Annotated in this window: 25 protein-coding genes and 1 other annotated feature; of the genes, 18 read left to right on the top strand and 7 right to left on the bottom strand. The window is 37.9% G+C overall.

What is annotated here, in order from left to right; all coding sequences use genetic code 11:
• Nucleotides 1-65 precede the first annotated feature (65 nt).
• The 11 genes from COJ96_RS19830 to COJ96_RS19775 all read left to right on the top strand — a co-directional run bounded on the left by COJ96_RS19830 (nucleotide 66) and on the right by COJ96_RS19775 (nucleotide 12,156).
• Entirely contained in the window at nucleotides 66-209 is a 144-nt protein-coding gene (locus COJ96_RS19830; protein ID WP_066257674.1) for a YqzL family protein, read from the top strand.
• 34 nt (nucleotides 210-243) lie between these two features.
• On the top strand, nucleotides 244-996 hold the full coding sequence (gene recO, locus COJ96_RS19825; protein ID WP_098575537.1) for a DNA repair protein RecO: 753 nt from the start codon (nucleotides 244-246) through the stop codon (nucleotides 994-996).
• Nucleotides 997-1,046: 50 nt separating this feature from the next.
• Nucleotides 1,047-1,232 (top strand) — a binding site (T-box leader).
• A 65-nt stretch (nucleotides 1,233-1,297) separates the two neighbouring features.
• Complete coding sequence (locus tag COJ96_RS19820) at nucleotides 1,298-2,680, top strand: glycine--tRNA ligase (protein WP_098575637.1); 1,383 nt, start codon at nucleotides 1,298-1,300, stop codon at nucleotides 2,678-2,680.
• Nucleotides 2,681-2,799: 119 nt separating this feature from the next.
• Nucleotides 2,800-3,420 carry a transcriptional regulator CcpN gene (gene ccpN, locus COJ96_RS19815; protein ID WP_098575536.1) on the top strand — a complete coding sequence of 207 codons (621 nt, stop codon included), beginning with the start codon at nucleotides 2,800-2,802 and terminating at the stop codon, nucleotides 3,418-3,420.
• Between the two features lie 34 nt (nucleotides 3,421-3,454).
• Complete coding sequence (locus tag COJ96_RS19810) at nucleotides 3,455-4,264, top strand: pyruvate, water dikinase regulatory protein (RefSeq protein WP_098575535.1); 810 nt, start codon at nucleotides 3,455-3,457, stop codon at nucleotides 4,262-4,264.
• Nucleotides 4,265-4,861: 597 nt separating this feature from the next.
• On the top strand, nucleotides 4,862-6,670 hold the full coding sequence (gene dnaG, locus COJ96_RS19800) for a DNA primase (RefSeq protein ID WP_098575533.1): 1,809 nt from the start codon (nucleotides 4,862-4,864) through the stop codon (nucleotides 6,668-6,670).
• Between the two features lie 42 nt (nucleotides 6,671-6,712).
• Nucleotides 6,713-7,843: an RNA polymerase sigma factor RpoD gene (gene rpoD / locus COJ96_RS19795; RefSeq protein WP_098575532.1), complete on the top strand. Its 1,131-nt coding sequence runs from the start codon at nucleotides 6,713-6,715 to the stop codon at nucleotides 7,841-7,843.
• Between the two features lie 378 nt (nucleotides 7,844-8,221).
• A complete protein-coding gene (locus tag COJ96_RS19790) occupies nucleotides 8,222-9,361 on the top strand; it encodes an acyl-CoA dehydrogenase family protein (protein WP_098575531.1) in 1,140 nt (379 codons plus the stop codon).
• 196 nt (nucleotides 9,362-9,557) lie between these two features.
• Nucleotides 9,558-9,923, top strand: a complete 366-nt coding sequence (gene cccA / locus COJ96_RS19785) for a cytochrome c550 (RefSeq protein WP_098575530.1) — start codon at nucleotides 9,558-9,560, stop codon at nucleotides 9,921-9,923.
• Between the two features lie 411 nt (nucleotides 9,924-10,334).
• Nucleotides 10,335-11,054 (top strand): tRNA (adenine(22)-N(1))-methyltransferase, encoded by a 720-nt coding sequence (locus tag COJ96_RS19780; RefSeq protein ID WP_098575529.1) that lies wholly within the window; start codon nucleotides 10,335-10,337, stop codon nucleotides 11,052-11,054.
• Nucleotides 11,041-12,156 (top strand): Nif3-like dinuclear metal center hexameric protein, encoded by a 1,116-nt coding sequence (locus COJ96_RS19775; RefSeq protein ID WP_098575528.1) that lies wholly within the window; start codon nucleotides 11,041-11,043, stop codon nucleotides 12,154-12,156. Before COJ96_RS19780 ends, COJ96_RS19775 begins: the two co-directional genes overlap by 14 nt.
• Nucleotides 12,157-12,205: 49 nt before the next feature.
• On the opposite strand, the gene COJ96_RS19770 is transcribed toward COJ96_RS19775, so the two are convergent.
• On the bottom strand, nucleotides 12,206-13,147 hold the full coding sequence (locus tag COJ96_RS19770) for a 4-hydroxy-3-methylbut-2-enyl diphosphate reductase (RefSeq protein ID WP_098575527.1): 942 nt from the start codon (nucleotides 13,145-13,147) through the stop codon (nucleotides 12,206-12,208).
• Nucleotides 13,148-13,284: 137 nt separating this feature from the next.
• Nucleotides 13,285-13,944: a VrrA/YqfQ family protein gene (gene vrrA / locus COJ96_RS19765; protein WP_098575526.1), complete on the bottom strand. Its 660-nt coding sequence runs from the start codon at nucleotides 13,942-13,944 to the stop codon at nucleotides 13,285-13,287.
• 252 nt (nucleotides 13,945-14,196) lie between these two features.
• Here vrrA and COJ96_RS19760 point away from each other — a divergent pair, with 252 nt between their 5' ends.
• Together COJ96_RS19760 and COJ96_RS19755 are read left to right on the top strand one after the other, a co-directional pair.
• On the top strand, nucleotides 14,197-15,513 hold the full coding sequence (locus COJ96_RS19760; protein ID WP_098575525.1) for a DEAD/DEAH box helicase: 1,317 nt from the start codon (nucleotides 14,197-14,199) through the stop codon (nucleotides 15,511-15,513).
• A gap of 22 nt (nucleotides 15,514-15,535) precedes the next feature.
• Entirely contained in the window at nucleotides 15,536-16,429 is an 894-nt protein-coding gene (locus tag COJ96_RS19755; RefSeq protein WP_098575524.1) for a deoxyribonuclease IV, read from the top strand.
• A gap of 29 nt (nucleotides 16,430-16,458) precedes the next feature.
• Here the strand turns inward: COJ96_RS19755 and COJ96_RS19750 are convergent, their stop codons facing one another.
• A complete protein-coding gene (locus COJ96_RS19750; RefSeq protein WP_098575523.1) occupies nucleotides 16,459-16,716 on the bottom strand; it encodes a DUF2624 domain-containing protein in 258 nt (85 codons plus the stop codon).
• Between the two features lie 171 nt (nucleotides 16,717-16,887).
• On the opposite strand from COJ96_RS19750, the gene COJ96_RS19745 reads away from it, so the two are divergent.
• Genes COJ96_RS19745 through zur form a run of 3 tightly spaced genes read left to right on the top strand, consistent with a single transcriptional unit; the run spans nucleotide 16,888 to nucleotide 18,915 of the window.
• Nucleotides 16,888-17,661 carry a metal ABC transporter ATP-binding protein gene (locus COJ96_RS19745; protein ID WP_098575522.1) on the top strand — a complete coding sequence of 258 codons (774 nt, stop codon included), beginning with the start codon at nucleotides 16,888-16,890 and terminating at the stop codon, nucleotides 17,659-17,661.
• Entirely contained in the window at nucleotides 17,658-18,515 is an 858-nt protein-coding gene (locus COJ96_RS19740) for a metal ABC transporter permease (RefSeq protein WP_098575521.1), read from the top strand. Before COJ96_RS19745 ends, COJ96_RS19740 begins: the two co-directional genes overlap by 4 nt.
• On the top strand, nucleotides 18,505-18,915 hold the full coding sequence (zur, locus tag COJ96_RS19735; RefSeq protein WP_098575520.1) for a zinc uptake transcriptional repressor Zur: 411 nt from the start codon (nucleotides 18,505-18,507) through the stop codon (nucleotides 18,913-18,915). Before COJ96_RS19740 ends, zur begins: the two co-directional genes overlap by 11 nt.
• Before the next feature lie 45 nt (nucleotides 18,916-18,960).
• Here the strand turns inward: zur and COJ96_RS19730 are convergent, their stop codons facing one another.
• Nucleotides 18,961-19,554: a 5' nucleotidase, NT5C type gene (locus COJ96_RS19730; protein WP_098575519.1), complete on the bottom strand. Its 594-nt coding sequence runs from the start codon at nucleotides 19,552-19,554 to the stop codon at nucleotides 18,961-18,963.
• Between the two features lie 197 nt (nucleotides 19,555-19,751).
• Between COJ96_RS19730 and COJ96_RS29345 the strand changes: the two genes are divergently transcribed.
• The gene (locus COJ96_RS29345) at nucleotides 19,752-20,234 is read left to right on the top strand and encodes a DUF4190 domain-containing protein (RefSeq protein ID WP_257148573.1); all 483 of its coding nucleotides are present in this window, start codon (nucleotides 19,752-19,754) and stop codon (nucleotides 20,232-20,234) included.
• A 56-nt stretch (nucleotides 20,235-20,290) separates the two neighbouring features.
• Here the strand turns inward: COJ96_RS29345 and ispG are convergent, their stop codons facing one another.
• The 3 genes from ispG to COJ96_RS19710 form a co-directional block, all read right to left on the bottom strand.
• Nucleotides 20,291-21,391, bottom strand: coding sequence for a flavodoxin-dependent (E)-4-hydroxy-3-methylbut-2-enyl-diphosphate synthase (ispG, locus tag COJ96_RS19720; RefSeq protein WP_180230196.1), 1,101 nt, complete (start codon nucleotides 21,389-21,391; stop codon nucleotides 20,291-20,293).
• Nucleotides 21,392-21,508: 117 nt separating this feature from the next.
• Nucleotides 21,509-21,841 carry a hypothetical protein gene (locus tag COJ96_RS19715; RefSeq protein WP_098575517.1) on the bottom strand — a complete coding sequence of 111 codons (333 nt, stop codon included), beginning with the start codon at nucleotides 21,839-21,841 and terminating at the stop codon, nucleotides 21,509-21,511.
• Nucleotides 21,842-21,937: 96 nt separating this feature from the next.
• Nucleotides 21,938-22,711 carry a DUF1189 domain-containing protein gene (locus COJ96_RS19710; RefSeq protein WP_098575516.1) on the bottom strand — a complete coding sequence of 258 codons (774 nt, stop codon included), beginning with the start codon at nucleotides 22,709-22,711 and terminating at the stop codon, nucleotides 21,938-21,940.
• A gap of 176 nt (nucleotides 22,712-22,887) precedes the next feature.
• Here COJ96_RS19710 and COJ96_RS19705 point away from each other — a divergent pair, with 176 nt between their 5' ends.
• Nucleotides 22,888-23,373, top strand: a complete 486-nt coding sequence (locus COJ96_RS19705) for a DUF456 domain-containing protein (protein ID WP_098575515.1) — start codon at nucleotides 22,888-22,890, stop codon at nucleotides 23,371-23,373.
• The last annotated feature ends 76 nt before the right edge of the window (nucleotides 23,374-23,449 follow it).

Raw genomic sequence — 23,449 nt, 5'->3', positions numbered from 1 at the left:
CTATGATAATTGTAAGGTTTGGGACCGAATAACAGCTAGTCTAAATATGAAAGGTGGGGTTTTCGATGATGGATTTTACGTGGAAAGTATTCCTCCAAACAGGTAATATTGACACATATCTTCTCATTAAAGAACTAGAGAAGGAAAACCAGGAAATACCCGGAAATCTGAATGATGAGCTAGCACAAATCGATTTTCCCGTTTCATAAGTTTGTCTTCGTGCTACTTTAGAAGGTGACAATAATGCTTCAGAAGTGTGAAGGCATTGTTATTAGAACAACTGATTATAGTGAAACAAATAAAATTGTAACAATATATACTAGGGAATGGGGAAAGGTTGGAGTCATGGCTCGTGGTGCAAAAAAGCCTAACAGCCGCCTTTCCTCCATCACACAGCTTTTTACACATGGTTATTTTCTAATTGCAAGAGGGTCTGGTTTAGGCAGCCTGCAGCAGGGAGAAACGGCTACATCATTACGGTCGATTGGTGAAGACATTTTTTTAACTGCTTATGCTAGTTATATTGTCGAATTAACGGATAAGTGCACGGATGAAAAGAAACCAAATCCTTTTCATTTTGAGTTGCTTTTTCAAACATTAAATTACTTAAATGAAGGTTATGACCCAGATATCCTCATGAATATTTACGAGATGAAAATGTTAAATGTGATGGGTTTGAACCCAATCTTAAATCAATGTTCCGTTTGCGGCAGTACAGACGGACATTTTTCTTTTTCGATTCGTGAAGGCGGGTTTCTCTGCCATCGATGTCTAGAAAAAGATCCGTATCATCTTAAACTATCTGCTGCTGCGGTTAAATTATTAAGGGTATTTTATTATTTTGATCTTTCAAGATTAGGGAATATTTCTGTTAAAGAAGAAACAAAAGCTGAACTTAAGAAGGTAATTACTGCTTATTATGAAGAGTATTCTGGTTTGCACCTTAAATCCAAGAAGTTTCTAAATTCCATGGATAAATTTCGCAATCTCTTATAATCGCCTAGTTGACAATGTTTGGAGTTTTCGCTATTATTTTCATTAATAAAATAATTGCAGTGATGGAGAAGAGTACTTAGTCATCCTCTATAAAAGCGAACCTAGGATAGTGTAAGCTAGGGTATAGAGAACTAACGAAGGCGTTCCTGAGCAATATTTGTGTTTATTAACACGATAAAAGAGGCTGCTTCCTAGCAGCAATTAGGGTGGAACCGCGGGTAACTCTCGTCCCTATGCTAATCTAGCATAGGAACGGGAGTTTTTTTGTTTGAATCAAATTTATTTTAAAGGAGCAATTTCTATGAATGTAACAATGGAACAAATCGTTTCACATGCCAAACACAGAGGATTTATTTTTCCTGGTTCAGAGATTTACGGAGGTCTTGCCAATACTTGGGATTACGGTCCGTTAGGTGTTGAATTTAAAAATAATATTAAGCAGGCATGGTGGAAAAAATTCGTCCAAGAGTCACCATATAATGTCGGTTTAGATGCGAGTATTTTAATGAACCCGCGTACATGGGAAGCATCTGGCCATATTGGGAACTTCAATGATCCGATGATAGATTGTAAAAATTGTAAAGCACGTCATCGTGCTGATAAATTAATTGAAAATGCTCTCGATGAAAAAGGTATTGAAATGATTGTCGATGGCTTACCATTTGAAAAAATGGAAGAGTTGGTGAAAGAACACAATATCGCTTGTCCGGATTGCGGCAGTTATGACTTTACTGGAATTCGCCAGTTCAACTTAATGTTTAAAACTTTCCAAGGAGTAACAGAATCAAGTACAAATGAAATTTTTCTTCGTCCTGAAACAGCCCAAGGTATCTTCGTTAATTTTAAAAATGTCCAGCGGACAATGAGAAAGAAAATGCCATTTGGTATTGCTCAAATTGGGAAGAGTTTCAGAAATGAAATTACTCCGGGTAATTTCACTTTCCGAACAAGAGAGTTTGAACAAATGGAACTTGAATTTTTCTGTAAGCCTGGTGAGGAGTTGAAATGGTTTGATTATTGGAAGCAATTTGCTGAACAATGGTTAATGTCATTAGGCCTTACAAAGGAAAATTTAAGACTTCGCGACCACTCTGAGGACGAATTGTCTCATTACAGTAATGCTACAACTGATTTTGAATTTAAGTTCCCGTTTGGCTGGGGCGAACTTTGGGGGGTTGCTTCAAGAACAGACTATGATTTGAAGCAGCATATGGAGTATTCTGGTGAAGACTTCCATTACCTCGATCCAGAAACAAATGAAAAGTTTGTTCCTTATTGTATTGAACCATCTTTAGGAGCAGACCGTGTTACTTTAGCATTCTTAATTGATGCTTATGATGAAGAACAGCTTGAAGATGGTACTTCTAGAACGGTCATGCATTTCCACCCTGCATTAGCTCCATATAAGGCAGCGGTTCTTCCGTTATCAAAGAAATTGTCAGAAGAAGCACGTGAAGTTTTCGCGACTCTGGCTAAACATTTTTCAGTTGATTATGACGAATCAGGATCGATTGGAAAACGCTATCGTCGGCATGATGAAATTGGTACTCCGTTTTGTATTACCTATGACTTCGACTCTAAAGAAGATAATATGGTTACAGTTCGTGACCGTGATACAATGGAGCAAAAGCGTATCTCGATACATGAACTAGTTAGCTTCTTGCAAGAAAAGATGATGTTTTAAGAGGAAACTCGCCAATTGGCGAGTTTTCTTAATAGATTCAATAGTATATAATATTTCTAATAAAGTAAGTATCTTGAGATAAAAACCGTTCTAAATGGGAAACTAAGGTGGTGTGAACAATCGAACTAACCAAACGGCAAGAACATATTTTGCAAATTGTAAAAGAAAACGGGCCTATCACAGGGGAACATATTGCAGAGCAACTAAGTTTGACTAGGGCGACGCTTAGACCGGATCTTGCCATTCTGACGATGGCAGGTTATTTAGATGCAAGGCCCCGTGTAGGTTATTTTTATACTGGGAAATCAGGGACACAGCTTTTAACCGAAAATTTACAAAAAATATACGTGAAGGAATATCAGTCTATCCCTGTTGTGGTGAATGAAAATATTTCCGTTTATGATGCCATCTGTACGATGTTCCTGGAAGATGTGGGAACCTTATTTGTAGTAGATCAAAACACCATTCTTGTTGGAGTATTATCCAGAAAGGATTTGCTCCGTGCTAGTATAGGGAAGCAAGAACTAACCACCATTCCTGTTAATATTATAATGACAAGAATGCCTAATATCACTATGTGTGAACGAGAAGATTTATTAATTGATATCGCTAAGAAATTAATTGAAAAACAAATCGATGCACTTCCAGTGGTTCGGAAAACAGAAAATGGATTTGAGGTTATCGGAAGAATAACCAAAACAAGTATTACCAAAGCGTTCGTCGCACTGGGTGATGAGTAACAAAGATAATATGTTAAGGGGTTGTTGAGGGAGAATGAGTTCGCCAATTATTTATGTCGTATCCGATTCAGTGGGGGAAACAGCTGAATTAGTTACAAAAGCAGCAATAAGCCAATTCAATGGCTCAGGAATGATATTAAAACGATTCCCATATGTGGAAGATAAGGAACATATTGATGAAGTTCTTTCACTGGTTTTATTAGATAAAGCAATGGTTGCATTTACGCTGGTCAAACCTGAAATGCGTACATATATTAAGAATAGAACTGAACAGGAAGGGATTTTAGCTGTCGATCTAATTGGTCCAATTATGGATCAGATTCAACAGTTTAGTGGAAAAACACCTTTATGTGAACCAGGACTTGTTCGAAAATTGGATGAAGATTATTTTAAAAAAGTCGAAGCAATCGAATTTGCCGTTAAATATGATGATGGTCGTGACCCGAGAGGAATATTAAAAGCAGATATTGTATTAATAGGGGTTTCAAGGACTTCAAAAACACCACTTTCACAGTACTTAGCTCATAAAAGATTAAAGGTAGCAAATGTCCCGCTTGTACCAGAAGTGGATCCGCCAGAAGAACTCTATAGAGTTCCAATCGAGAAATGTTTTGGTTTGAAAATAAGTCCTGAAAAGTTAAACCATATCAGAAGGGAACGGTTAATTTCTTTAGGCTTAAATGATAAGGCAAGTTATGCTACGCTCGACAGGATTAAAGCGGAATTAATCTTTTTTGAGAAAGTAGTACAGAAAATAAATTGCCCAGTTATTGATGTTACCAATAAAGCGGTAGAAGAAACGGCAAATGTTATCTTAAATTATTTTCATAAAGGGAGAGTCTAGCACATAATCATTTGATTATGTGTTTTCTACTGATAGAAAGTGGAATAATAATGATAAAAAGTTATGGTAAAATGATAATAAATGTACTATAATAAAAAATTGTGATAAAAATATATCTTTTTAGGTTTAGACTTGCTTATGAACGAATAAACTATTTATTGTTAGATGTCAAGGGGACCCCCTAAAAAGAATTCGACATAACTCCTTTTGCAAAAGTTATTTCTTAAAGAAGGAATATGCGGAGTAATGTAGAATTAATACTTATGTAAACGGCAATTCGACTATTTATGCCGGTGTAGATTCATGCCGGATTAAACGGAGATTGTCGAAATAGTGTTGGTGTTTAGTCCTCATATTCTTTTTGCTGCTTTCTACGTTCATCATATGAAAGAAGAAAACTCTACATATACAGACTGGAAATATGTTGATGTGCACAAGCAAGAAAAAGGGGGATTTATGGAAAGGAACCAAAACTTTTTCAAACAGAAGAGAGTAAAAAATTTAAGACAGAATTAAATTCCAAAAATTTTGTCGAATTTTGCAGGAATTAAGAGGGTGCCTGCCGAATACCTGATAGACCAAATGGAGTTGTTTTACATGGCAGAACGTATTGCCGAAGAAAAGATTAATCAAATTCGTCAGTCTGTTGATATTGTCGAAGTAATCAGCGATTATGTTCAACTGAAAAAACAGGGGCGAAATTACTTCGGATTATGTCCATTCCATGGAGAAAGCACCCCGTCATTTTCAGTATCTATTGATAAACAAATTTTCCATTGCTTTGGTTGCGGCGCTGGTGGTAATGTTTTTTCATTTCTAATGGAGCTAGAAGGGATCTCCTTTCAAGAAGCAGCCATAAAACTAGCTGCAAAGGCTAATATAGACCTTGAAATCAATTTGTCTGGCGGATATGGTGAGAAAAAGTTTTCGGAAGAGCACCAAGCATTTTTAGGTGCTCATGAGCTGTTACAGAAATTTTACCATCATTTGCTAGTAAATACAAAGGAAGGTCAACATGCTTTGGAATATTTGCTGCAGAGGGGATTCACTCGAGAATCAATAGATAAGTTTCAAATTGGGTATTCTTTAAATTCATGGGATTATGTTTTTAAATTTCTTTCAAAAAGAGATTTTCCGCCTGAATGGATGGAGAAAGCCGGATTAATTATCAAACGTGAAAGAGATGGGACTTATTTCGATCGATTTAGGGATCGGATTATGTTTCCGATTTTTGACCGAAACGGCAATACGATTGCTTTTTCAGGAAGAACACTTGGGGCCGACGAGCCCAAATATTTAAATAGTCCTGAAACGCCAATCTTTAATAAAAGTAAAATTTTATACAATTACCATAATGCGAAGCCAAGTTTAAAAAAATCGCAATTTGCTGTTTTATTTGAGGGATTTGCTGATGTTATTTCTGCAAATCGCGCTGGTGTGGAAAATGGTATAGCCACGATGGGGACTTCCTTGACAGATGATCATATAGCCCTCTTACGGCAAAATGTCCAATCCGTAACCATTTGCTACGATTCTGATAAACCCGGAATTGAGGCAGCCTATCGTGCTGGAAACCATCTTAGTAATGGTGGATTTCAAGTAAAGGTTGCGATGATGCCAGATGGAATGGACCCAGATGAATATATTAAAAAGAATGGTCCCGAAAAATTCCGAAATGAGGTTATTAGTGCAAGTCTAACGTGGATGGCGTTCAAATTTCTTTACTTTCGCAGGGGGAAAAATCTGCAAATTGAAGGAGATAGACTTGCATATATCGAAGTGTTAATAAAGGAAATCAGCACTTTGAATAAAGCAGTTGAAAGGGATCACTATTTACGTCAACTTGCCGCTGAATTCTCACTCTCACTTGATGCTTTAAAACAGCAGCAAAAGGAGATATTCTTCGCAGAAAAAAGAAAATCAACTGGAAGTAAGCAACCTGCAAATAAGCCTATTTTAGTCCCAAAGCAAGATAGCAAACTTAAGCCAAAGCATTATACAGCAGAGAGACGATTAATTGCTCACATGTTAAAGGATCGAGATGTGGCTTATAAGGTGCAGGATTTGTTACAAGGTAATACGTTTAATATTGATGAACATCAGGCAATAATAACCTATCTGTTAGCATTTTATGAAGAACATTTCCAGTCTGATTCAAGTGCGTTTTTGTCCTATATACAAGATGATAATCTCAGACGAATGGTTGCAAACATTGAAATGATGCCCATTAACGATGAGTTAACAAATCATGAATTAAGTGATTATATCAAACAGGTGTTGAATTATCAAAAATTGTTAAAGATAAAAGAAAAAGAAGTGGAACAAAAAGAAGCAGAGCGGCAAAGTGATTTTAGTAAAGCTGCTGCAATTGCAATGGAAATTCTTCAATTGCGTAAATCTCTATAGATTCCATTTTTACTGTCTTTGATTCTGGAAGGAGTGGGACATATGGCTGCTGAAAAATCAGCCCGTTCAAAAGAAGTGGAAAATGAATTCACTTTTGAACAAGTGAAAGACCAGTTAACGGTACTGGGGAAGAAAACCGGCGTCCTTGCCTATGATGATATTGCTGAGAAATTGGCTAACTATGAATTAGATTCTCACCAAATGGAAGAATTTTTTGAGTTCCTTGGTGACCAAGGTATTGAACTAGTTGGCGATAGTGAGGAGGAAGATCCAAATCCTAAGCAATTGGCAAAAGGTGATGATGATGAATTTGATTTAAACGATCTTAGCGTTCCTCCTGGAGTTAAGATTAATGATCCGGTTCGTATGTATCTAAAAGAAATCGGCCGGGTTGACCTGCTTTCCGCTGATGAAGAAAAAAAATTGGCTCTCCGTATTGAACAAGGTGATGAAGAAGCCAAGCGACGCCTTGCAGAGGCAAACCTAAGGCTGGTAGTAAGTATTGCCAAGCGTTATGTGGGCCGCGGAATGTTGTTCCTTGATTTAATCCAAGAAGGAAATATGGGATTAATTAAGGCCGTTGAAAAATTTGATTATCAAAAAGGTTTTAAATTCAGTACTTATGCAACCTGGTGGATTCGCCAAGCGATTACACGTGCAATTGCTGACCAAGCGAGGACGATTCGTATTCCCGTGCATATGGTTGAAACGATTAATAAATTAATCCGTGTTCAGCGTCAGTTACTTCAGGATCTTGGCCGTGAACCAACGCCAGAAGAAATTGGTGAAGATATGGATCTCACACCTGATAAGGTAAGAGAAATTTTGAAAATCGCCCAAGAGCCTGTATCTCTTGAAACACCAATTGGTGAAGAAGATGATTCCCATCTAGGTGATTTTATTGAGGACCAAGATGCAACCTCTCCTTCAGAACATGCTGCTTATGAATTATTAAAAGAGCAGTTGGAAGATGTCCTAGATACACTTACTGACAGAGAAGAAAATGTCCTCCGCCTGCGTTTTGGACTGGATGATGGCCGAACTCGTACACTTGAAGAGGTTGGTAAAGTCTTCGGTGTTACACGGGAACGTATCCGTCAAATTGAAGCTAAGGCATTAAGGAAACTACGCCATCCTAGCCGCAGTAAGCGATTAAAAGATTTCTTAGAATAAAATTCATTAATAAATAGTTTACTTCATCATTTGAAGTAGGCTATTTTTTTTTGCCAAGCATACGTAATATCATAAATGGAAATGTAAGCACTCTCTGTATTTGAATCCATTTTACTGAATTGTCTCTCATTTTGCAAATAGACATGAGAATTTCTGACATGGTTTTTTATCTTTTACTTTTGTAAAAAAGAGATAGAATTTGTTTTCCATTAACAGGATAGTGAAATATTTTAGTTATCCGTTATCATAGATTGAATTTTTGTTATATCCATATAATAGAATATTTTTAAAAATTTTTAAGTATTGTGAAATAAAGATAATTCCTCTTATAATAATAAAGAAAGCGCATTCATTTGGTTTTAGATAAGGGGGATGAACATGAATTTTGACTTAACTTCTGAGCAGGAAATGATAAAGAGAACAATGCGTCAATTTGCGGATGAGGAAGTCGCACCAAGTGCGATTGAGCGCGACCGAAATAAACAATTTCCAGTAGAAATATTTAAAAAATTAGCTGAAATGGGCATTATGGGACTGCCTTTTCCTGAGGAATTTGGCGGGGGAGGAGCAGATACAGTCAGCTTTGCGATTGTAACCGAAGAGCTAAGCCGAGCATGCGGCTCGACAGGGATTACCTATTCTGCTCATATTTCTTTGGGAGGGGCACCACTAAGTTTATTTGGCACCAAGGAGCAAAAGTTAAAATATCTAACTCCGATTTGTACTGGGGAATCATTTGGTGCGTTTGGGCTTACAGAGCCTAACGCTGGATCTGATGCTGGCGGGACTAGAACATCTGCACGTGAAGAAGACGGTATGTTTGTCATAAACGGAAATAAATGTTTTATTACAAATGCTAGTTATGCCAAGCACCTTTCGTTAACGGCCATTACAGGAGAAAAGGACGGAAAAAAAGAAATAAGTGCAATTATTGTTCCAACTAGTACAGATGGATTCTCTATTATTGATAACTATGAGAAAATGGGCCTCCATTCATCAAATACAACCGAATTAGTGTTAGAGGATGTACGAGTGCCTGTTGAGAACCTTTTAGGCAAGCGTGGAGAGGGTTTTAAACAGTTTTTAATAACGTTAGACGGGGGTCGTATAGGAATTGGTGCGATGGCTGTAGGAATTGCTCAGGGGGCTTATGAAAAAGCTTTAGCCTATGCAAAGGAAAGGAGACAGTTTGGGAAGTCTATTTCCTCTTTCCAAGCTATACAGTTTAAGCTTGCTGATATGGCCATGAAGATCGAATTGGCCCGGAATATGGTGTATAAGGCAGCCTGGTTAAAGGATCAGGGAAGACCATTTTCAAAGGAGTCAGCAATGTGTAAACTCTATGCATCAGAAATTTGCATGGAAGTGACTGACCAAGCTGTTCAAATTCATGGCGGTTATGGTTATATGAAAGAATATCATGTGGAGCGAATGATGAGAGATGCAAAGCTGCTTGAAATTGGCGAAGGTACTTCAGAGGTCCAAAGAATGGTCATTTCAAGGTTAATTGGATGTTAATAAGATAAAAGAGTGAAATTTAGAACAGGCTAAATTAGAAAATTTTACAAATTTAGCCTGTTTTCTTTTTTTTATGAAGATTATAGTGATAAAATAAGTTTAGGGCTTTTCCTTCTGTTCTTTTTCGAGTAAAATAGTAGTTGTTTGCAGACTATTTTCATATTTACTGACGTTCGTACATAAGGGAGGTAATATCATGAAGCGAAATCCGGTTATTCCTTACGTTCTTATCATGGCTTTTGGAATTGTGCTGATGCTAATTTTGTCTTTCAAAGGTCTTGGTGATAGTAAAGAAATTGCGAAGGATAAAGGAGAAGGCACTGAGAAAACTGAGGTTGCCGCATCAAAGCCTGAGGACATTTACAAGCAATCTTGTATTGGCTGTCATGGCGATCAGTACCAAGGGGTTGTAGGACCATCACTTAAAGGTGTAGGCAGCAAGTATTCTAAAGAAGAAATTATGACCTTTGTAACAAAAGGTAAGGGTACAGGCATGCCAGCAGGACTTGTTCCAGAAGAACAAGCAGCTGCAATGGCAGACTGGTTAGCGACAATTAAATAATTAGAAAAGCGGAAGTGCCCGTTTAACTGCGTATGGACTGGAGCGCTTCGACTGAGATAAAGGAAACACGAAGAGCGATAGTGATTCGATGTTGACTTATCGTAGGGAGAAGAGCGAAGTCCACTAGCAGTTGGGCACTGGAGCTGGACAGTAATCTAAGTTCAGTGTTTAACTTTCGTATCTTTTAGAAAAGGTCCTTTGCATCTGTAAAGGACTTTTTTTATACTAAAACGAAAAGCGGAAGGGCCTTGATCAGGGGCGACGGGCATAAGACGAGCCGGCGAGAAGGTTGTTCTTTAACCTTCTTGACGGATTGGCTTACGACCCCGAGCCCCTAGGCACTGGAGCTGGACAATTCTCAAAGAGTTCAATGTTTTGGATTTAATAATTTTTATTAAAGTGGTGGTATGATTGAATACAGATAAATTGTCAGCTAGGCTGGCAGCGGTTGCTAAATATGTTCCAAGTGGGGCGAGGGTTGCAGATATTGGCTCAGACCATGCATATTTACCTTGTTTCCTAGCGAAAAAAAAAGGGATATCATTTGGAATTGCAGGTGAAGTTGCAGTAGGTCCATTTCAATTAGCTGAAAGAAATGTATTAGCAGAAGGATTGACGGATATCATTTCGGTGCGAATGGGTGATGGTCTAGAGGTTATTGAAGATGGAGAAGTCGATTGTATTACTATCGCTGGAATGGGCGGGGCTTTAATTGCGAGTATTTTAGAGAATGGTAAAGAAAAGTTAACCTCAGTCAAGCGCCTTGTCTTACAGCCCAATATTAATGCTATTTCCATTAGGCAATGGTTTATAGAAAATCATTGGGAGCTTATTGCGGAAGAAATACTTGAAGAAGATGGGAAAATATACGAAATATTAATTGGAGAAAAGGGCGACCCATATAAGCCGTATAATAAAAATCAAGATTTAGGGCTATTAGTTGGACCTTTCCTTGTTGAAGAACTGGATGATACTTTTAAGAAAAAATGGACGGCAGAACTGAATAACTGGAAACGTATATATAAGGCACTAGAAAATGCAGCACAATCTCCTGAAACGGAAGATAAAAAGCAAGAAATCATTGGCAAAATTAAGCTTGTACAGGAGGTTTTAATGGATGAAAATTCCTAATGGCCATGAAGTCATTCAATTGTTTGAACAGTTTTCACCAAAGGGATTGGCGATGGAGGGCGATAAGATAGGATTACAAGTCGGTCGTTTAAATAAAAAAGTAGAGCGAATCATGATTGCACTCGATGTCCTTGAAAATGTTATCGATGAGGCGATTGCAAAAGATGTCCAACTCATTATCGCTCATCATCCGATTATTTATCGTCCCCTTAAGAATTTGTTAACGGAATCCGTTCAGGGGAAAATCATTGAAAAATTATTGAAACACGATATTGCTGTTTACGCAGCGCATACGAATCTTGACATAGCAACAGGCGGGGTAAATGATCTGCTTGCAGAAGCACTAGAGCTGGAAAGTACAGAGGTTCTAGTACCTACATTCGAAACTAATCTTAAGAAATTAGTTGTTTTTGTTCCAGTCAGTCATGCAGAGGATCTCAGGAAGGTTCTTGGAAATGCAGGTGCAGGATTTATTGGGAACTACAGCCATTGTTCATTTTCTGGAAGTGGTACGGGACGATTCTTACCAGGAGAAAATACGACTCCATTTCTTGGTGAAACAGGCCGTTTAGAAGAAGTGGATGAAGTGAGGATTGAGACGATTGTCCCAGAATCTATTCTTAAAAAGACAATAACGGCCATGATCAAAGCCCATCCATATGAAGAAGTGGCCTATGATGTCTATCCACTTGAAAACAAAGGAGAAGTACTCGGTCTTGGACGTATCGGAAAAGTTCCAGAAATGACATTAGAAGAATTTGCGGAAAAAGTTAAAAAGGCATTAGAAGTTTCTCATGTCCGAGTGGTTGGGGATTTGTCTTCAAAAGTTAAAAAGGTAGCTGTGTTAGGTGGAGATGGGAATAAATACTTTATGAATGCCAAGTTTCAAGGGGCAGATGTATATGTTACGGGGGATATTTATTATCACACCGCACATGATGCAATGATGCAAGGCTTGAATATGATTGATCCAGGTCATAATGTTGAAAAAGTAATGAAAAAAGGGTTAACAACAGTTCTACAGAAGATGTGCCATGATACAGGTTTTGAAGTGGAGATTTTTCCTTCTGCTGAAAATACCGATCCATTCCAATTTATATAAAAGAAAAGAACCGGTCATGTAGACTCGGTTCTTTCGATTATTTTTAGGTTTATAATTTTTTTACCTTTGGGAGAATTCTGCTCAGCTGAACTTTTTTGCGGCGGTCCCATGTAACTTCATTATTTGGATCAAATTGCTCCAGGAATGTAATAACTTCTTTTGTTATTGGTGTCGGAGTGGAAGCTCCTGATGTGACGGCAACGTTTTTCGCGTTTTTAATCCAATCAATTTCTAACTCGGTTATATCAGCAATTCGATACGCTTTTGTTCCGGCGATTTCTTCTGAAACTTGTGCAAGGCGATTGGAATTATTACTCTTCGGATCACCGACAACAATCGTTACATCTGCTTCTGTTGCTTGTTCAGCAACTGCTTCTTGGCGAATTTGTGTTGCATGGCAAATTTCATTATAGACTTCAACATGTGGATATTTTTCCTGAACTTTTTTCATCGTATCGGATACATCCCATTGACTCATTGTTGTCTGATTAGTAACTAACAATTTGTTACTCTCAATTGTTAAGAGCTCTACATCTTGTGGAGTTTCAACCAAATGTACCATTTCAGGTGCGACCCCAACGGCGCCCTCAGGCTCAGGATGGCCTTTTTTTCCTATATAGATGACTTGATATCCTTGTTTTGTTTTTTCTTCAATTAGATCATGGGTTCTAGTTACATCAGGACAGGTAGCGTCTATCGTTACTAGTCCTTTCTTTTTAGCTGACTCTCTTACTTCCGGCGATATTCCATGGGCCGTAAATATTACGGTTCCTGTGTCTACTTTATCGAGAATATCCTTGCGATTTTTTCCATCTAGGGTAATAATCCCTTCTTCCTCGAACGCATCAGTAACATGTTTATTGTGAACAATCATCCCTAATATGTAGATAGGGCGAGGCAATGTTTTATCTAAAGCGGCATTACGTGCAATTACCATTGCATCAACAACACCGTAGCAATAGCCTCGTGGTGAAATTTTGATGATTTGCATATTAAAAGTCCCCCTAAAAAAGACATTGATTCATAGTTTTATGTATTTATTATATAAAACTAATAGATATAATACAAAGATACATTTTTCCTTAACAGTTTTAGGAAAAAAAGAATGCTGTTGCCAGCATTCTTCATTTAAATATACATTTTAGGAATGGAAGATCCCTTTTGGGAAGAAGTTTTTCGTGAAGAAACTGGCTGTTGATTGTTCTTGCGTTTGACCTTTTTTTGGGTACTTTTATTTTCAGATACGTCATGAGAAGATGATTCTTCTGAGGCTGCTTCGGTTTGTTGGCTATTTTTGTCTGAGGCCGCATCCGTATCCTTTGTGGCATTTTTAAATCCTTTATAAATTTTCCACATGGCAGGGAGATTTTTAATCATTGGACCATATTGTTGGACCATTGGACCGAGGGACTGGGCTGTTTTAAGTACCTGCTGGGTATTATTTAACATGCTTGTTAAGCCGCCGGGGCTACTTAACGATTGAAGCAGACCTCCACCTCCGGATGCCGCTTTGCCAGCTGATTGCATCCCCATAAAGCCGCCTGCTTGGTTGCTTCTTCCAAATAATTTCGAAAGAATTCCACCGCCCCGTGTATTCATCTGATTCGGTCTTCCCATCATTTGCCCCATCATTGGGTTGAATCCTCCTCCAAATTGGTTGGATGAGGGCCCCATCATTGGGCTCCTGCTGCCAAAAGGGGTAAATCCGGGATTCATCATCTGATTATTCCGCCCGAATGGTCCAGGTCCCATTCCCCCTTGCATTGGCATTCTAGATCTTGGTTGCATATCTTAGCCTCCTTTCAAATTGCCTCATGCTTTAAATTATGCATTTATCCTAATTTGGTTTAGGTATTATGCACAGGACAAAGACTAAATTTAGTGGTTTAAAAGTTAGCAGAAGGTAGAAAATGATATTAAAACGAAAGATAACTGGAGTTTTGAAGGAATATTGACTATAATTGCATGATGGAATAAAAAGTGTTAATCATGCTGAAATAAGAAAAACTAATTCAAAGTTTTAATATAAGGAGAAACAATATGAAAGAAAATCGTTTTGATCGTTTTACGTTTCAACCATTTATTATAGAAGCTATTAAAGGATTCGGTTTTACCAATCCGACTGAAATTCAAGAGCGCATGATCCCGGTTGCTTTAAAGGGAGAAAGTGCAATTGGCCAATCTCAAACAGGGACGGGGAAAACCCTCGCTTTTGTCCTGCCTATTCTTGAAAAAATTGATCCGAAACGCTCGGAAGTACAGGCTGTCATAACTGCACCTACCAGAGAACTAGCCTCGCAAATTTACCATCAAATTCTAAAAATAACCGAACACTGCAACCCAGAGCAAGCGATAATGACTAGATGCTACATTGGGGGAACAGACAAGCAGCGAACGATTGAAAAATTAAAAGTCCAACCACATATTGTTGTCGGGACTCCTGGAAGAATCAAGGACCTGATGAGTGATAAGGCGTTATTTGTTCATACTGCGGAAATACTGGTGGTCGATGAGGCAGATATGATGTTAGACATGGGATTTATTGAGGATTTGGACAGAGTGGCTGGAAAAATGCCTGAAAATCTGCAAATGCTTGTTTTCTCAGCAACAATCCCTGAAAAATTAAAACCTTTCCTTAAAAAGTATATGGAAAATCCGAAAACAATTCAAATTGAACCGAAAAGAAGGTCAGCAGAAAATCTAGAGCACTACCTCCTTCCTTCAAGACATCGGAGTAAGAAGCAGCTGGTTCATGATGCACTTGTTGCTTACAATCCCTATTTAGCGATTGTGTTTACAAATACTAAAAAAATGGCTGAAGAGGTCGCTTACTTTTTAAATGAAAAAGGACTAAAGGTTGGCCGAGTTCATGGTGATTTAAACCCGCGTGAACGAAAACAAATGATGAAACAAATACAGGATTTAGAGTACCAATATATAGTTGCCACGGACCTTGCTTCACGAGGAATTGATATTGAAGGTATCAGCCATATCATCAATTATGAGCTTCCTACAGACTTAGATTTTTATATCCATCGCGTCGGGCGAACTGCTCGTGCAGGATATTCTGGGATTGCACTGACAATCTATGAAGCATCAGATGAGGATGCGTTAAATCGATTAGAGAAAATGGGGATACAATTTAATTACGTTGATCTTAAAAATAACGAACTTGTGAAAATTGATGAGCGTAATAAGCGGAAGACCCGTGTAAGACAAGAGGATAAGGCCGATCAAAAAGCCAAATCAATGGTAAAGAAACCAACCAAAGTGAAGCCTGGTTATAAAAAGAAAATGCAGTGGGAAATGGATAAAATAAAAAAACGAGAACGAAGAATCGAACAAAGAAAAAAATAATGGAAGCAGGGAGAGAAAAGTCATGCTGAAATTAGGATCACATGTATCAATGAGTGGAAAGGGCATGCTTCTTGCAGCAAGTGAAGAAGCAGTTTCCTATGGTGCAAACACGTTTATGGTTTATACGGGAGCACCGCAAAATACAAGAAGAAAAAAAATAGAGGACCTTAATATTGAAGCTGGACGCAGACATATGGAGCAAAACGGTATTTCTGAAATTATTGTCCATGCTCCATATATCATCAATATTGGAAACACAACTAACCCAGATACATTTGAATTGGGTGTCAGGTTTCTTCGATCAGAAATTGAACGAACCGAAGCAATCGGAGCAAAGCAAATTGTCTTACATCCAGGAGCACATGTTAGTGCTGGAACGGAAGCGGGCATTAAAAAAATTATCGAAGGATTAAACGAAGTTCTAACAGGGAAAGAGCAAGTGCAAATTGCCTTGGAAACGATGGCAGGGAAGGGCTCTGAATGTGGTAAATCGTTCGAGGAAATAGCCATGATTATGGACGGTGTCAACTATAGTGATAAGCTATCCGTTTGCTTTGATACTTGTCATACCCATGATGCGGGTTATAATATTGTCGAGGATTTCGATGGAGTTTTAAATGATTTTGATAAAATTATTGGCGTGGACAAACTGAAGGTCTTGCATATTAATGATAGTAAGAATGCTGTCGGGATGAGAAAGGACAGACATGAAAATATAGGTTTTGGCCATATCGGCTTCAAGGCACTTAATTATATCGTCCACCATCCACAACTTTCAGATGTTCCTAAAATTTTAGAAACTCCATTTGTGGGTGAAGATAAGAATAATAAAAAAGCACCCTATAAATATGAAATCAATATGCTTCGTGAGCAGAAGTTTGATGAGAATTTGCTGAATTTAATCATGGAATCATAAGGGAAAAAGCTGTGAGAAGTCACAGCTTTTTACTTTTTGGCCAGTTGCATAAATAATTTATTTACTTCTCGCGCGGTTGTAGGACCAGCAGTTTTGGCAATTTCTTTTACTAATTGAGCCCTTTGTGAATCATCAAAAATATTAACATTTTTCCCTCTTAAGTATTCCGCAATTTTCGCAGCTTGCTGCCTAGTCACAGAGATATTAAACTGTTCTGCATATTTTAGTAGTTCTTCAGCGGTTATCGTATTGATTTTATGATTGATGATGCTCTGAAAAATTGTCACACTCACCACTCCTCACCCTAATGTATGATGAAGTTCCCAGAGTGTGATTACAGATTTTTTGAAACAACTAACCAACTTTAGTGTCATTGGCTTTACAATCAATCAGACCTATTGTATACTACTTGAGTTAAATCGGAATGATTCTTATAATTAAAAGGTGATGTGCAGATTATGCAATCAATTATTGAAATAAAAAAACTTTTTTACCGTTATGAAAAAGATGCGGTTTTGGAGGATATCAATATTATTGTTCCTCATGGTTCTTTCTTGGCGATTGTCGGGCCTAATGGTTCTGGTAAATCAACACTTTTGAAGTTAATCTTAGGTTTATTAAAGCCGCAAAAAGGGGAAATTTATTTATTTGGCCAGGAAATAAATAAATTTAAGGATTGGCAAAAAATTGGCTATGTTTCTCAAAAGGCTAATTCCTTCAACACTGGTTTTCCGGCAACGGTATCGGAAGTGGTCGAGAGTGGTTTGACGAAAAAGCTAGGAATGTTTAAGTTTTTTAAAAAAGAGCATGCTCAAAAAGTTCGCGAAGCCTTGGATGCAGTTGGGATGACTAAGTTCAGTAACAGAAATATTGGCGAACTCTCTGGAGGTCAACAACAAAGAGTTTTTATTGCCCGAGCCCTAGTTAGTGAACCGAGCCTCCTTATTCTTGATGAACCCACCGTCGGCGTAGATGCGGAGAATGTAAGTAATTTTTATCAAATGCTTGGTGAATTAAATAAAAATCGTGAAATTACCCTTCTATTGGTTACACATGATATTGGAACAATTTCGGATAAAGTTTCACATGTAGCCTGCTTAAATAAACATTTACATTTCCATGGAGAAACAAACGAATTTGAACAACTCCGAGCGGATGATATGTCTAAAGCCTATGGGCACGATGTTCACCTGCTAGCCCATCATCATGAGCACGGAGGCGTTACAAGATGATTCAAGGAATTTTCCATTATGAATTTTTACAAAATGCCTTTTTAACTGGGATGATGATCGGGATTATTGCCCCGTTATTAGGAGTGTTTGTTGTTGTCAGGAGATTATCATTAATAGCAGATGCCCTAAGCCATGTAACATTAGCCGGGATAGCAGCTAGTTTGCTTCTAGAAAGAAATGTGGCCATGATGGCGGGCTTAAATCCACTATACTTAGGAATGGTTTTTTCAGTGGGAGGATCACTATTTATTGAGAAACTAAGAAGTGTTTATAAGCACTACCAAGAACTTGCGATCCCAATTATCCTTTCGAGCGGGATTGGCTTAGGTGTCATATTTATCTCACTTGCCAATGGCTTTAATACTGACTTATTCAGTTATTTGTTCGGCAGTGTCTCCGCCGTTAGCAGAACTGATTTATGGGTCGTGTTTATAATTGGAATTTTAGTGATTCTGGTGATTATCTTATTATATAAAGAACTGTTTTTACTTTCTTTTGATGAGGAACATGCGAAAGCCTCCGGTATTGCAGCAAAAAGTATTCATTTCATTTTCATTGTCATGGTAGCCTTGGTGATCGCGGCATCGATGAGAATTGTTGGGATTTTGTTGGTGTCATCACTAATGACATTACCTGTTGCTGCCAGCATTCGGATCGCGAGAGGATTTAAGCAAACTATTTTCTTATCTGTTTTGTTTGGCGAAGTTTCAGTTCTAGGCGGCTTGTTTACAGCTTACTACCTAGATTTGGCTCCCGGAGGAACAATCGTAATGATTGCCGTTCTCATCTTAATTATCTCCATCTTTTACAAAAAATTATTAATTCATAAGGGGGGGCAGCCTGGTGAACGTTGATGAAGCGATACAATATTTAAAAGAAAAGGGATTTAAACAAACAGGTAAAAGAGAAGATATGCTGCAATTATTTGCAGATAGTGATAAATATTTAACGGCTAAGGACGTATTGGATCACCTCAAAGATGATTACCCTGGTCTGAGTTTTGATACGATATATCGGAATCTCTCTTTATTTGTTAATATGGGAATTCTAGAGATGACTGAATTATCAGGTGAAAAGCATTTCCGTTTTTCTTGTTCAAGGCAGCACCATCATCATCATTTCATTTGTTTGACTTGTGGAAAAACAAAAGAAATTGATACCTGCCCAATGAAAGATCTAAGTGAAAATTTAAAAGGATACGATATTTCCGGTCATAAATTCGAGATTTACGGTCTTTGTCCTGAGTGTCATTAAAAAACAGCTTGTGAATATACACAAGCTGTTTTTTTATAGGTATTGTTAGAGCGTTTGTACCAATGGGCGACTTTCCTTCATCCAATGTTCTACCCAATTCTTTGCTTCATTCCAGTTATTGACACGAATTACCCCATTTGGAATAGGGTCTTGATTATACGGCGTATCAAATAAAATGACTGGGATCTTACACTCTTCATGTATCATCACCGCATTATCATGCTTATCCTCAAAAAAGATATCTAAGCGATGCTTCTTAACGGATGCGACTTTGTCATGTGAGCCAATTAGTTCAATGTGATCAAAGGTTAAGCCATTATTAATAAACCATTTAATGGTAATATCAAGCAAATGAGAACTACGAGCACTGATAAAAAACAATTCATGCTGATTTTCCCATTTTTTAAGGACATGTTCTGCTCCATTCGCAAGTGGGGAATTGGCGTAAATAACCGGTTCGTTTGCTGTAAACCATTCAGCAAACACCTTTTCAGAGACATTTACGTATGGAGTATATTCATATTGGGTAACGTCCTCATATGATATGTTCAGTCCAAATGCTTTATTAATAACAGGTAGGATAGATGATTTTGGGCACGTTACAGTTCCATCGATATCGATGCCAAATCTTTTTTTCATGTGTAGACTCACTTTCCTATTTCTTTTCCGTATTTCTTTATATTTTACCAAAGTATTGGGTTCAATAAAGTAACTATTTACAATTAATTTTTTAGGAATAGAAATAAAAAACTATTTTAGGCAAACATTGACATACTAAAATTGATTCTAAAGCAAACAATAATTAATGCTCCTATTACTGAAAGTGAGGGATTAGGATGGCAGACGAAAGAGACACGAAAGTGCAAGAGGCTCTTCAAAGCTCAACAATTGGTCAAGATATACCCAATTCTCCTGCTTCATTTAGGGAGGAAACCGCATCAGAATTTACTGAACCTATTAAGGCTCACTACACTTTGAAAAAAGATGAGTCTACGCCAAGGATTGGTGCTTCGGTTCCGATACATTCTTCTGAATATAGGGAAGAGACAGCTGCAGAGATTGCTGCACCTGCTCCCCTTGTTCGCAGAAGGGAACACGATGAGGTAAGGGAAAAAGCTGCTGGTGGTACTGGTATCGGGACGCTTGCGTTAGTGCTTTCGATTTTATCACTATTTGTTATGCCAATACTTTTTGGTGCTGCAGGGATTGTGTTAGGCTTCGTTGCCAGAAGAAGAGGAGCCAATGGTTTAGGTGCTTGGGCAATTGGTATCGGTGCAATTTCAATTGTAATCGGTATCTTTATTCTCCCGTTCTTTTAATGTAAACCTGCAGAGGAGCAAAAAGAAACCCGGTGACTATACCGGGTTTCTTCATGTTATTGAATGACCTTTTCTTCTTCTGCCTTTTTTTGAAAGTACTCTTCGGCAATTTGATCGATTTCCTTTTTCAATTCCTCTACTAATTGCGCTTCAGGAACTTTGCGGACAATCTCACCTTTCCTGAATAGTAACCCTTCACCACGAGCACCAGCGATTCCAATATCAGCTTCGCGTGCCTCGCCAGGACCGTTAACAGCACAGCCTAATACCGCTACTTTAATCGGTGCTTTAATTTTTTCAATGTATTCTTCCACTTCATTTGCAATACTGATTAAATCAATTTCAATTCGGCCGCAAGTCGGGCATGAGATCAATGTGGCAGCGTTAGAAGAAAGTCCAAAAACTTTTAACAGTTCTCTGGCAACCTTTACTTCTTGAACAGGATCCGCGCTTAAGGAAACGCGAAGTGTGTTCCCGATTCCTTTGTGTAAAATAGCACCTAAACCAGCGGCGCTTTTTATACTGCCAGCAAAAAGAGTGCCTGATTCCGTAATCCCAAGATGGAGGGGATAATCGAATGCTCGAGATGCCTTTTCATACGCTTCAATCGCAAGATTAACATCAGAAGCTTTCATGGATACAATAATGTCATGAAAATCTAAATCCTCAAGAATTTTAATATGGTGGAGTGCACTCTCAACCATGCCATCGGCTGTTGGATAACCATATTTCTCTAATATTCTCTTCTCGAGCGAACCTGCATTGACACCAATCCGGATTGGAATACCACGTTCTTTTGCAGCCTTTACAACTGCTTCTACCTTTTCACGTTTACCAATATTTCCTGGATTGATTCTAATTTTATCTGCTCCGCCTTCAATAGCTTTCAGAGCCAATTTATAATCAAAATGAATGTCAACGACAAGTGGTATGTTAATTCTTTTCTTAATTTCAGATATAGCATTTGCCGCGCGTTCATCAGGACAAGCCACCCGCACGATCTGGCAGCCCGCTTCTTCAAGACGTTTTATTTCAGCAACAGTTGCTTCCACATCATGTGTTTTTGTTGTAGTCATACTTTGGATAAATAATTCGTTACTCCCGCCAATTGTTAAGTTACCTACTTTAATTGGCCGGGTCTTTGTGCGATGTATTATTTCACTCACGTGTAATTCGCTCCTTCAAAATGGGATTCGAATATGGTATTTAAAAACAATCCGCCTTTTATTTTATCAGCCTTTCACTATTTTTGACAATAATAAGCATTATCCTCTTTATTTTGAGTAATCAGGGAAATGATATGTAGACCCAATTTGAATTTTTTCTGGTGTTTCCCCGGGGTTTAGTTTTCGGAAGTCCTGAATTAAGTCAGTGATCGAGACAGGAAGTGGTTTATCCAGTTGATGTTCGACAATTGATATTACGGTTGCACCAGGTTCCACTTTTGCTTCAAAGGAAGGCAGGTTTGATTTCACCTGCAGTTTGGGTGCCTCGACTTTAGCGTCGACCTGCTGTGTTAGTGAAGAGGGGAGAGTACCAACAGTTAAGTCAATATAGATGACGTATATAATTAAAACGGCTAATAAGAAACCAAATAATTTTTTCATCGGACAAGCCTCCAAATAGGACAGTTTGTACATTGGTATGCTTGTCCAATTGTAAAAAGAACGAGTTTATAAAAAAACGCCCGCAATGGGCGAATTTTAGTTTACTTTTTTGGGTTTCGGAATTTCCTTTATTGCCAAAGATAATACAATGATTACGACAAACCAATTTATCATAAAGCTGCTGGGAACCGTTGTTTTAATGGCAGCCATGATGGTGAAAAACAGGGTGGGCAATGTTTCACTGTAAGCGGCCATTCTCCACAACTGCCGGTAATTTAGATTTCTTCCAATAAGATTTTTAAGTAACAATCCTATCAATGCCAATACTGTGACTTCAATAAAACTGCCAGCACTTGCAAATAAGTAAATAAATAATGCTCCAACAGGGATGATGATCCATTTCATACTGCTAATTCCGTTAATAAAATTGACGAAGTCACCCTTTGTGATGGCTAATCCTTCTAACATTGAATAGGGATAAGTTTCAACCCTGCCCCCTGCTGCAAATACAAATTGATCCTCCAATAATGCAAAAGCGTTACCTTCATCCTCGACATCAGTATCAGAAACAGCACCTGTCGGGTCGAGGATGATTGTAAAGTCATCTCTATTTATCGTAATTGGAACTTTGGTATCCGCAGTTAAATGTCCATCTTCAATAGAAAAATCAGGTAATTTATCATTGATAATTGTATCTGCACTTTCCAGTCCAGTGGTAACAGCTGTGCTTAAATAAATAACGGAAGGGATAATCGAAATAAAAGTTAAGAAAAAGACATATAGAATTGTCTTTCCAATTCCTTGAAACCGAAACAAGGCAATATCCTTTGGGGAATAGATACTTTTATAAAGTTGTTTAAAAATATTCATAATGACCACCTTTACACATAAATACAAATAAATGCTTCAGCATCTATTGTATCTTTAGTAAGGGTTATATACAAGAATGATACCATTTATAAAAAAATTGAAACCGATCATAAGATTAATCGTATGAAGGAATGTATACATTTAATAATAACAACAAGTTATGAGGGATGAGTAGAATGGAAATGGTATATTGGGGTATCGTCATATTATTATTTATCGTCGCGTTTGTAGGTCTTGTTTATCCGATCATTCCAAGTGTATTGTTTTTATTAGCTGGGTTTTTATTATATGGTGTGTTTTTTAGTTTTGAACCCTTTCGATGGTATTTTTGGTTGATACAAGGATTGTTTATCGTCCTTCTTTTTATTGCTGATTACATTGCCAATATGATTGGAATTAAAAAATATGGTGGTTCTAAGGCGGGTGTCTGGGGGAGTACGATTGGAATTTTGGTTGGCCCTTTTGTTATTCCTTTTTTAGGAATTCTCATTGGTCCATTTATCGGGGCCATAGCAGCGGAATTAATTTTTAACAAAAGAAGTTTCACGGAGAGCCTAAAAGTTGGATTTGGGTCAGTGATTGGCTTCATAAGTAGTGTTATCACGAAAACTATTATTCAAATCATCATGGTCATCTTCTTTTTCATCGTCGTACTTAAATAGAAAAAAGCCATGCCATGCTTTAGAGATCATTAATGATTTTATAACCCTGTTGATTGGAGTGGAAGGCGGCGAAGAC

This window comes from Bacillus sp. AFS073361, from assembly GCF_002567005.1.
In the GTDB taxonomy this organism is placed as follows: domain Bacteria; phylum Bacillota; class Bacilli; order Bacillales; family Cytobacillaceae; genus Neobacillus.
The sequence above is the reverse complement of the archived record's forward strand: the minus strand, read 5'-3'. Positions and strand labels throughout refer to the sequence as shown.

Bases quoted from the DNA above. Each gene is read 5' to 3' on its own strand.
- COJ96_RS19830 (WP_066257674.1), top strand. From the start codon at position 66: ATGATGGATTTTACGTGGAAAGTATTCCTCCAAACAGGTAATATTGAC.
- recO (WP_098575537.1), top strand. From the start codon at position 244: ATGCTTCAGAAGTGTGAAGGCATTGTTATTAGAACAACTGATTATAGT.
- COJ96_RS19820 (WP_098575637.1), top strand. From the start codon at position 1,298: ATGAATGTAACAATGGAACAAATCGTTTCACATGCCAAACACAGAGGA.
- COJ96_RS19810 (WP_098575535.1), top strand. From the start codon at position 3,455: ATGAGTTCGCCAATTATTTATGTCGTATCCGATTCAGTGGGGGAAACA.
- dnaG (WP_098575533.1), top strand. From the start codon at position 4,862: ATGGCAGAACGTATTGCCGAAGAAAAGATTAATCAAATTCGTCAGTCT.
- rpoD (WP_098575532.1), top strand. From the start codon at position 6,713: ATGGCTGCTGAAAAATCAGCCCGTTCAAAAGAAGTGGAAAATGAATTC.
- COJ96_RS19790 (WP_098575531.1), top strand. From the start codon at position 8,222: ATGAATTTTGACTTAACTTCTGAGCAGGAAATGATAAAGAGAACAATG.
- cccA (WP_098575530.1), top strand. From the start codon at position 9,558: ATGAAGCGAAATCCGGTTATTCCTTACGTTCTTATCATGGCTTTTGGA.
- COJ96_RS19775 (WP_098575528.1), top strand. From the start codon at position 11,041: ATGAAAATTCCTAATGGCCATGAAGTCATTCAATTGTTTGAACAGTTT.
- COJ96_RS19770 (WP_098575527.1), bottom strand. From the start codon at position 13,147: ATGCAAATCATCAAAATTTCACCACGAGGCTATTGCTACGGTGTTGTT.
- vrrA (WP_098575526.1), bottom strand. From the start codon at position 13,944: ATGCAACCAAGATCTAGAATGCCAATGCAAGGGGGAATGGGACCTGGA.
- COJ96_RS19760 (WP_098575525.1), top strand. From the start codon at position 14,197: ATGAAAGAAAATCGTTTTGATCGTTTTACGTTTCAACCATTTATTATA.
- COJ96_RS19755 (WP_098575524.1), top strand. From the start codon at position 15,536: ATGCTGAAATTAGGATCACATGTATCAATGAGTGGAAAGGGCATGCTT.
- COJ96_RS19745 (WP_098575522.1), top strand. From the start codon at position 16,888: ATGCAATCAATTATTGAAATAAAAAAACTTTTTTACCGTTATGAAAAA.
- COJ96_RS19740 (WP_098575521.1), top strand. From the start codon at position 17,658: ATGATTCAAGGAATTTTCCATTATGAATTTTTACAAAATGCCTTTTTA.
- COJ96_RS19730 (WP_098575519.1), bottom strand. From the start codon at position 19,554: ATGAAAAAAAGATTTGGCATCGATATCGATGGAACTGTAACGTGCCCA.
- COJ96_RS29345 (WP_257148573.1), top strand. From the start codon at position 19,752: ATGGCAGACGAAAGAGACACGAAAGTGCAAGAGGCTCTTCAAAGCTCA.
- COJ96_RS19715 (WP_098575517.1), bottom strand. From the start codon at position 21,841: ATGAAAAAATTATTTGGTTTCTTATTAGCCGTTTTAATTATATACGTC.
- COJ96_RS19710 (WP_098575516.1), bottom strand. From the start codon at position 22,711: ATGAATATTTTTAAACAACTTTATAAAAGTATCTATTCCCCAAAGGAT.
- COJ96_RS19705 (WP_098575515.1), top strand. From the start codon at position 22,888: ATGGAAATGGTATATTGGGGTATCGTCATATTATTATTTATCGTCGCG.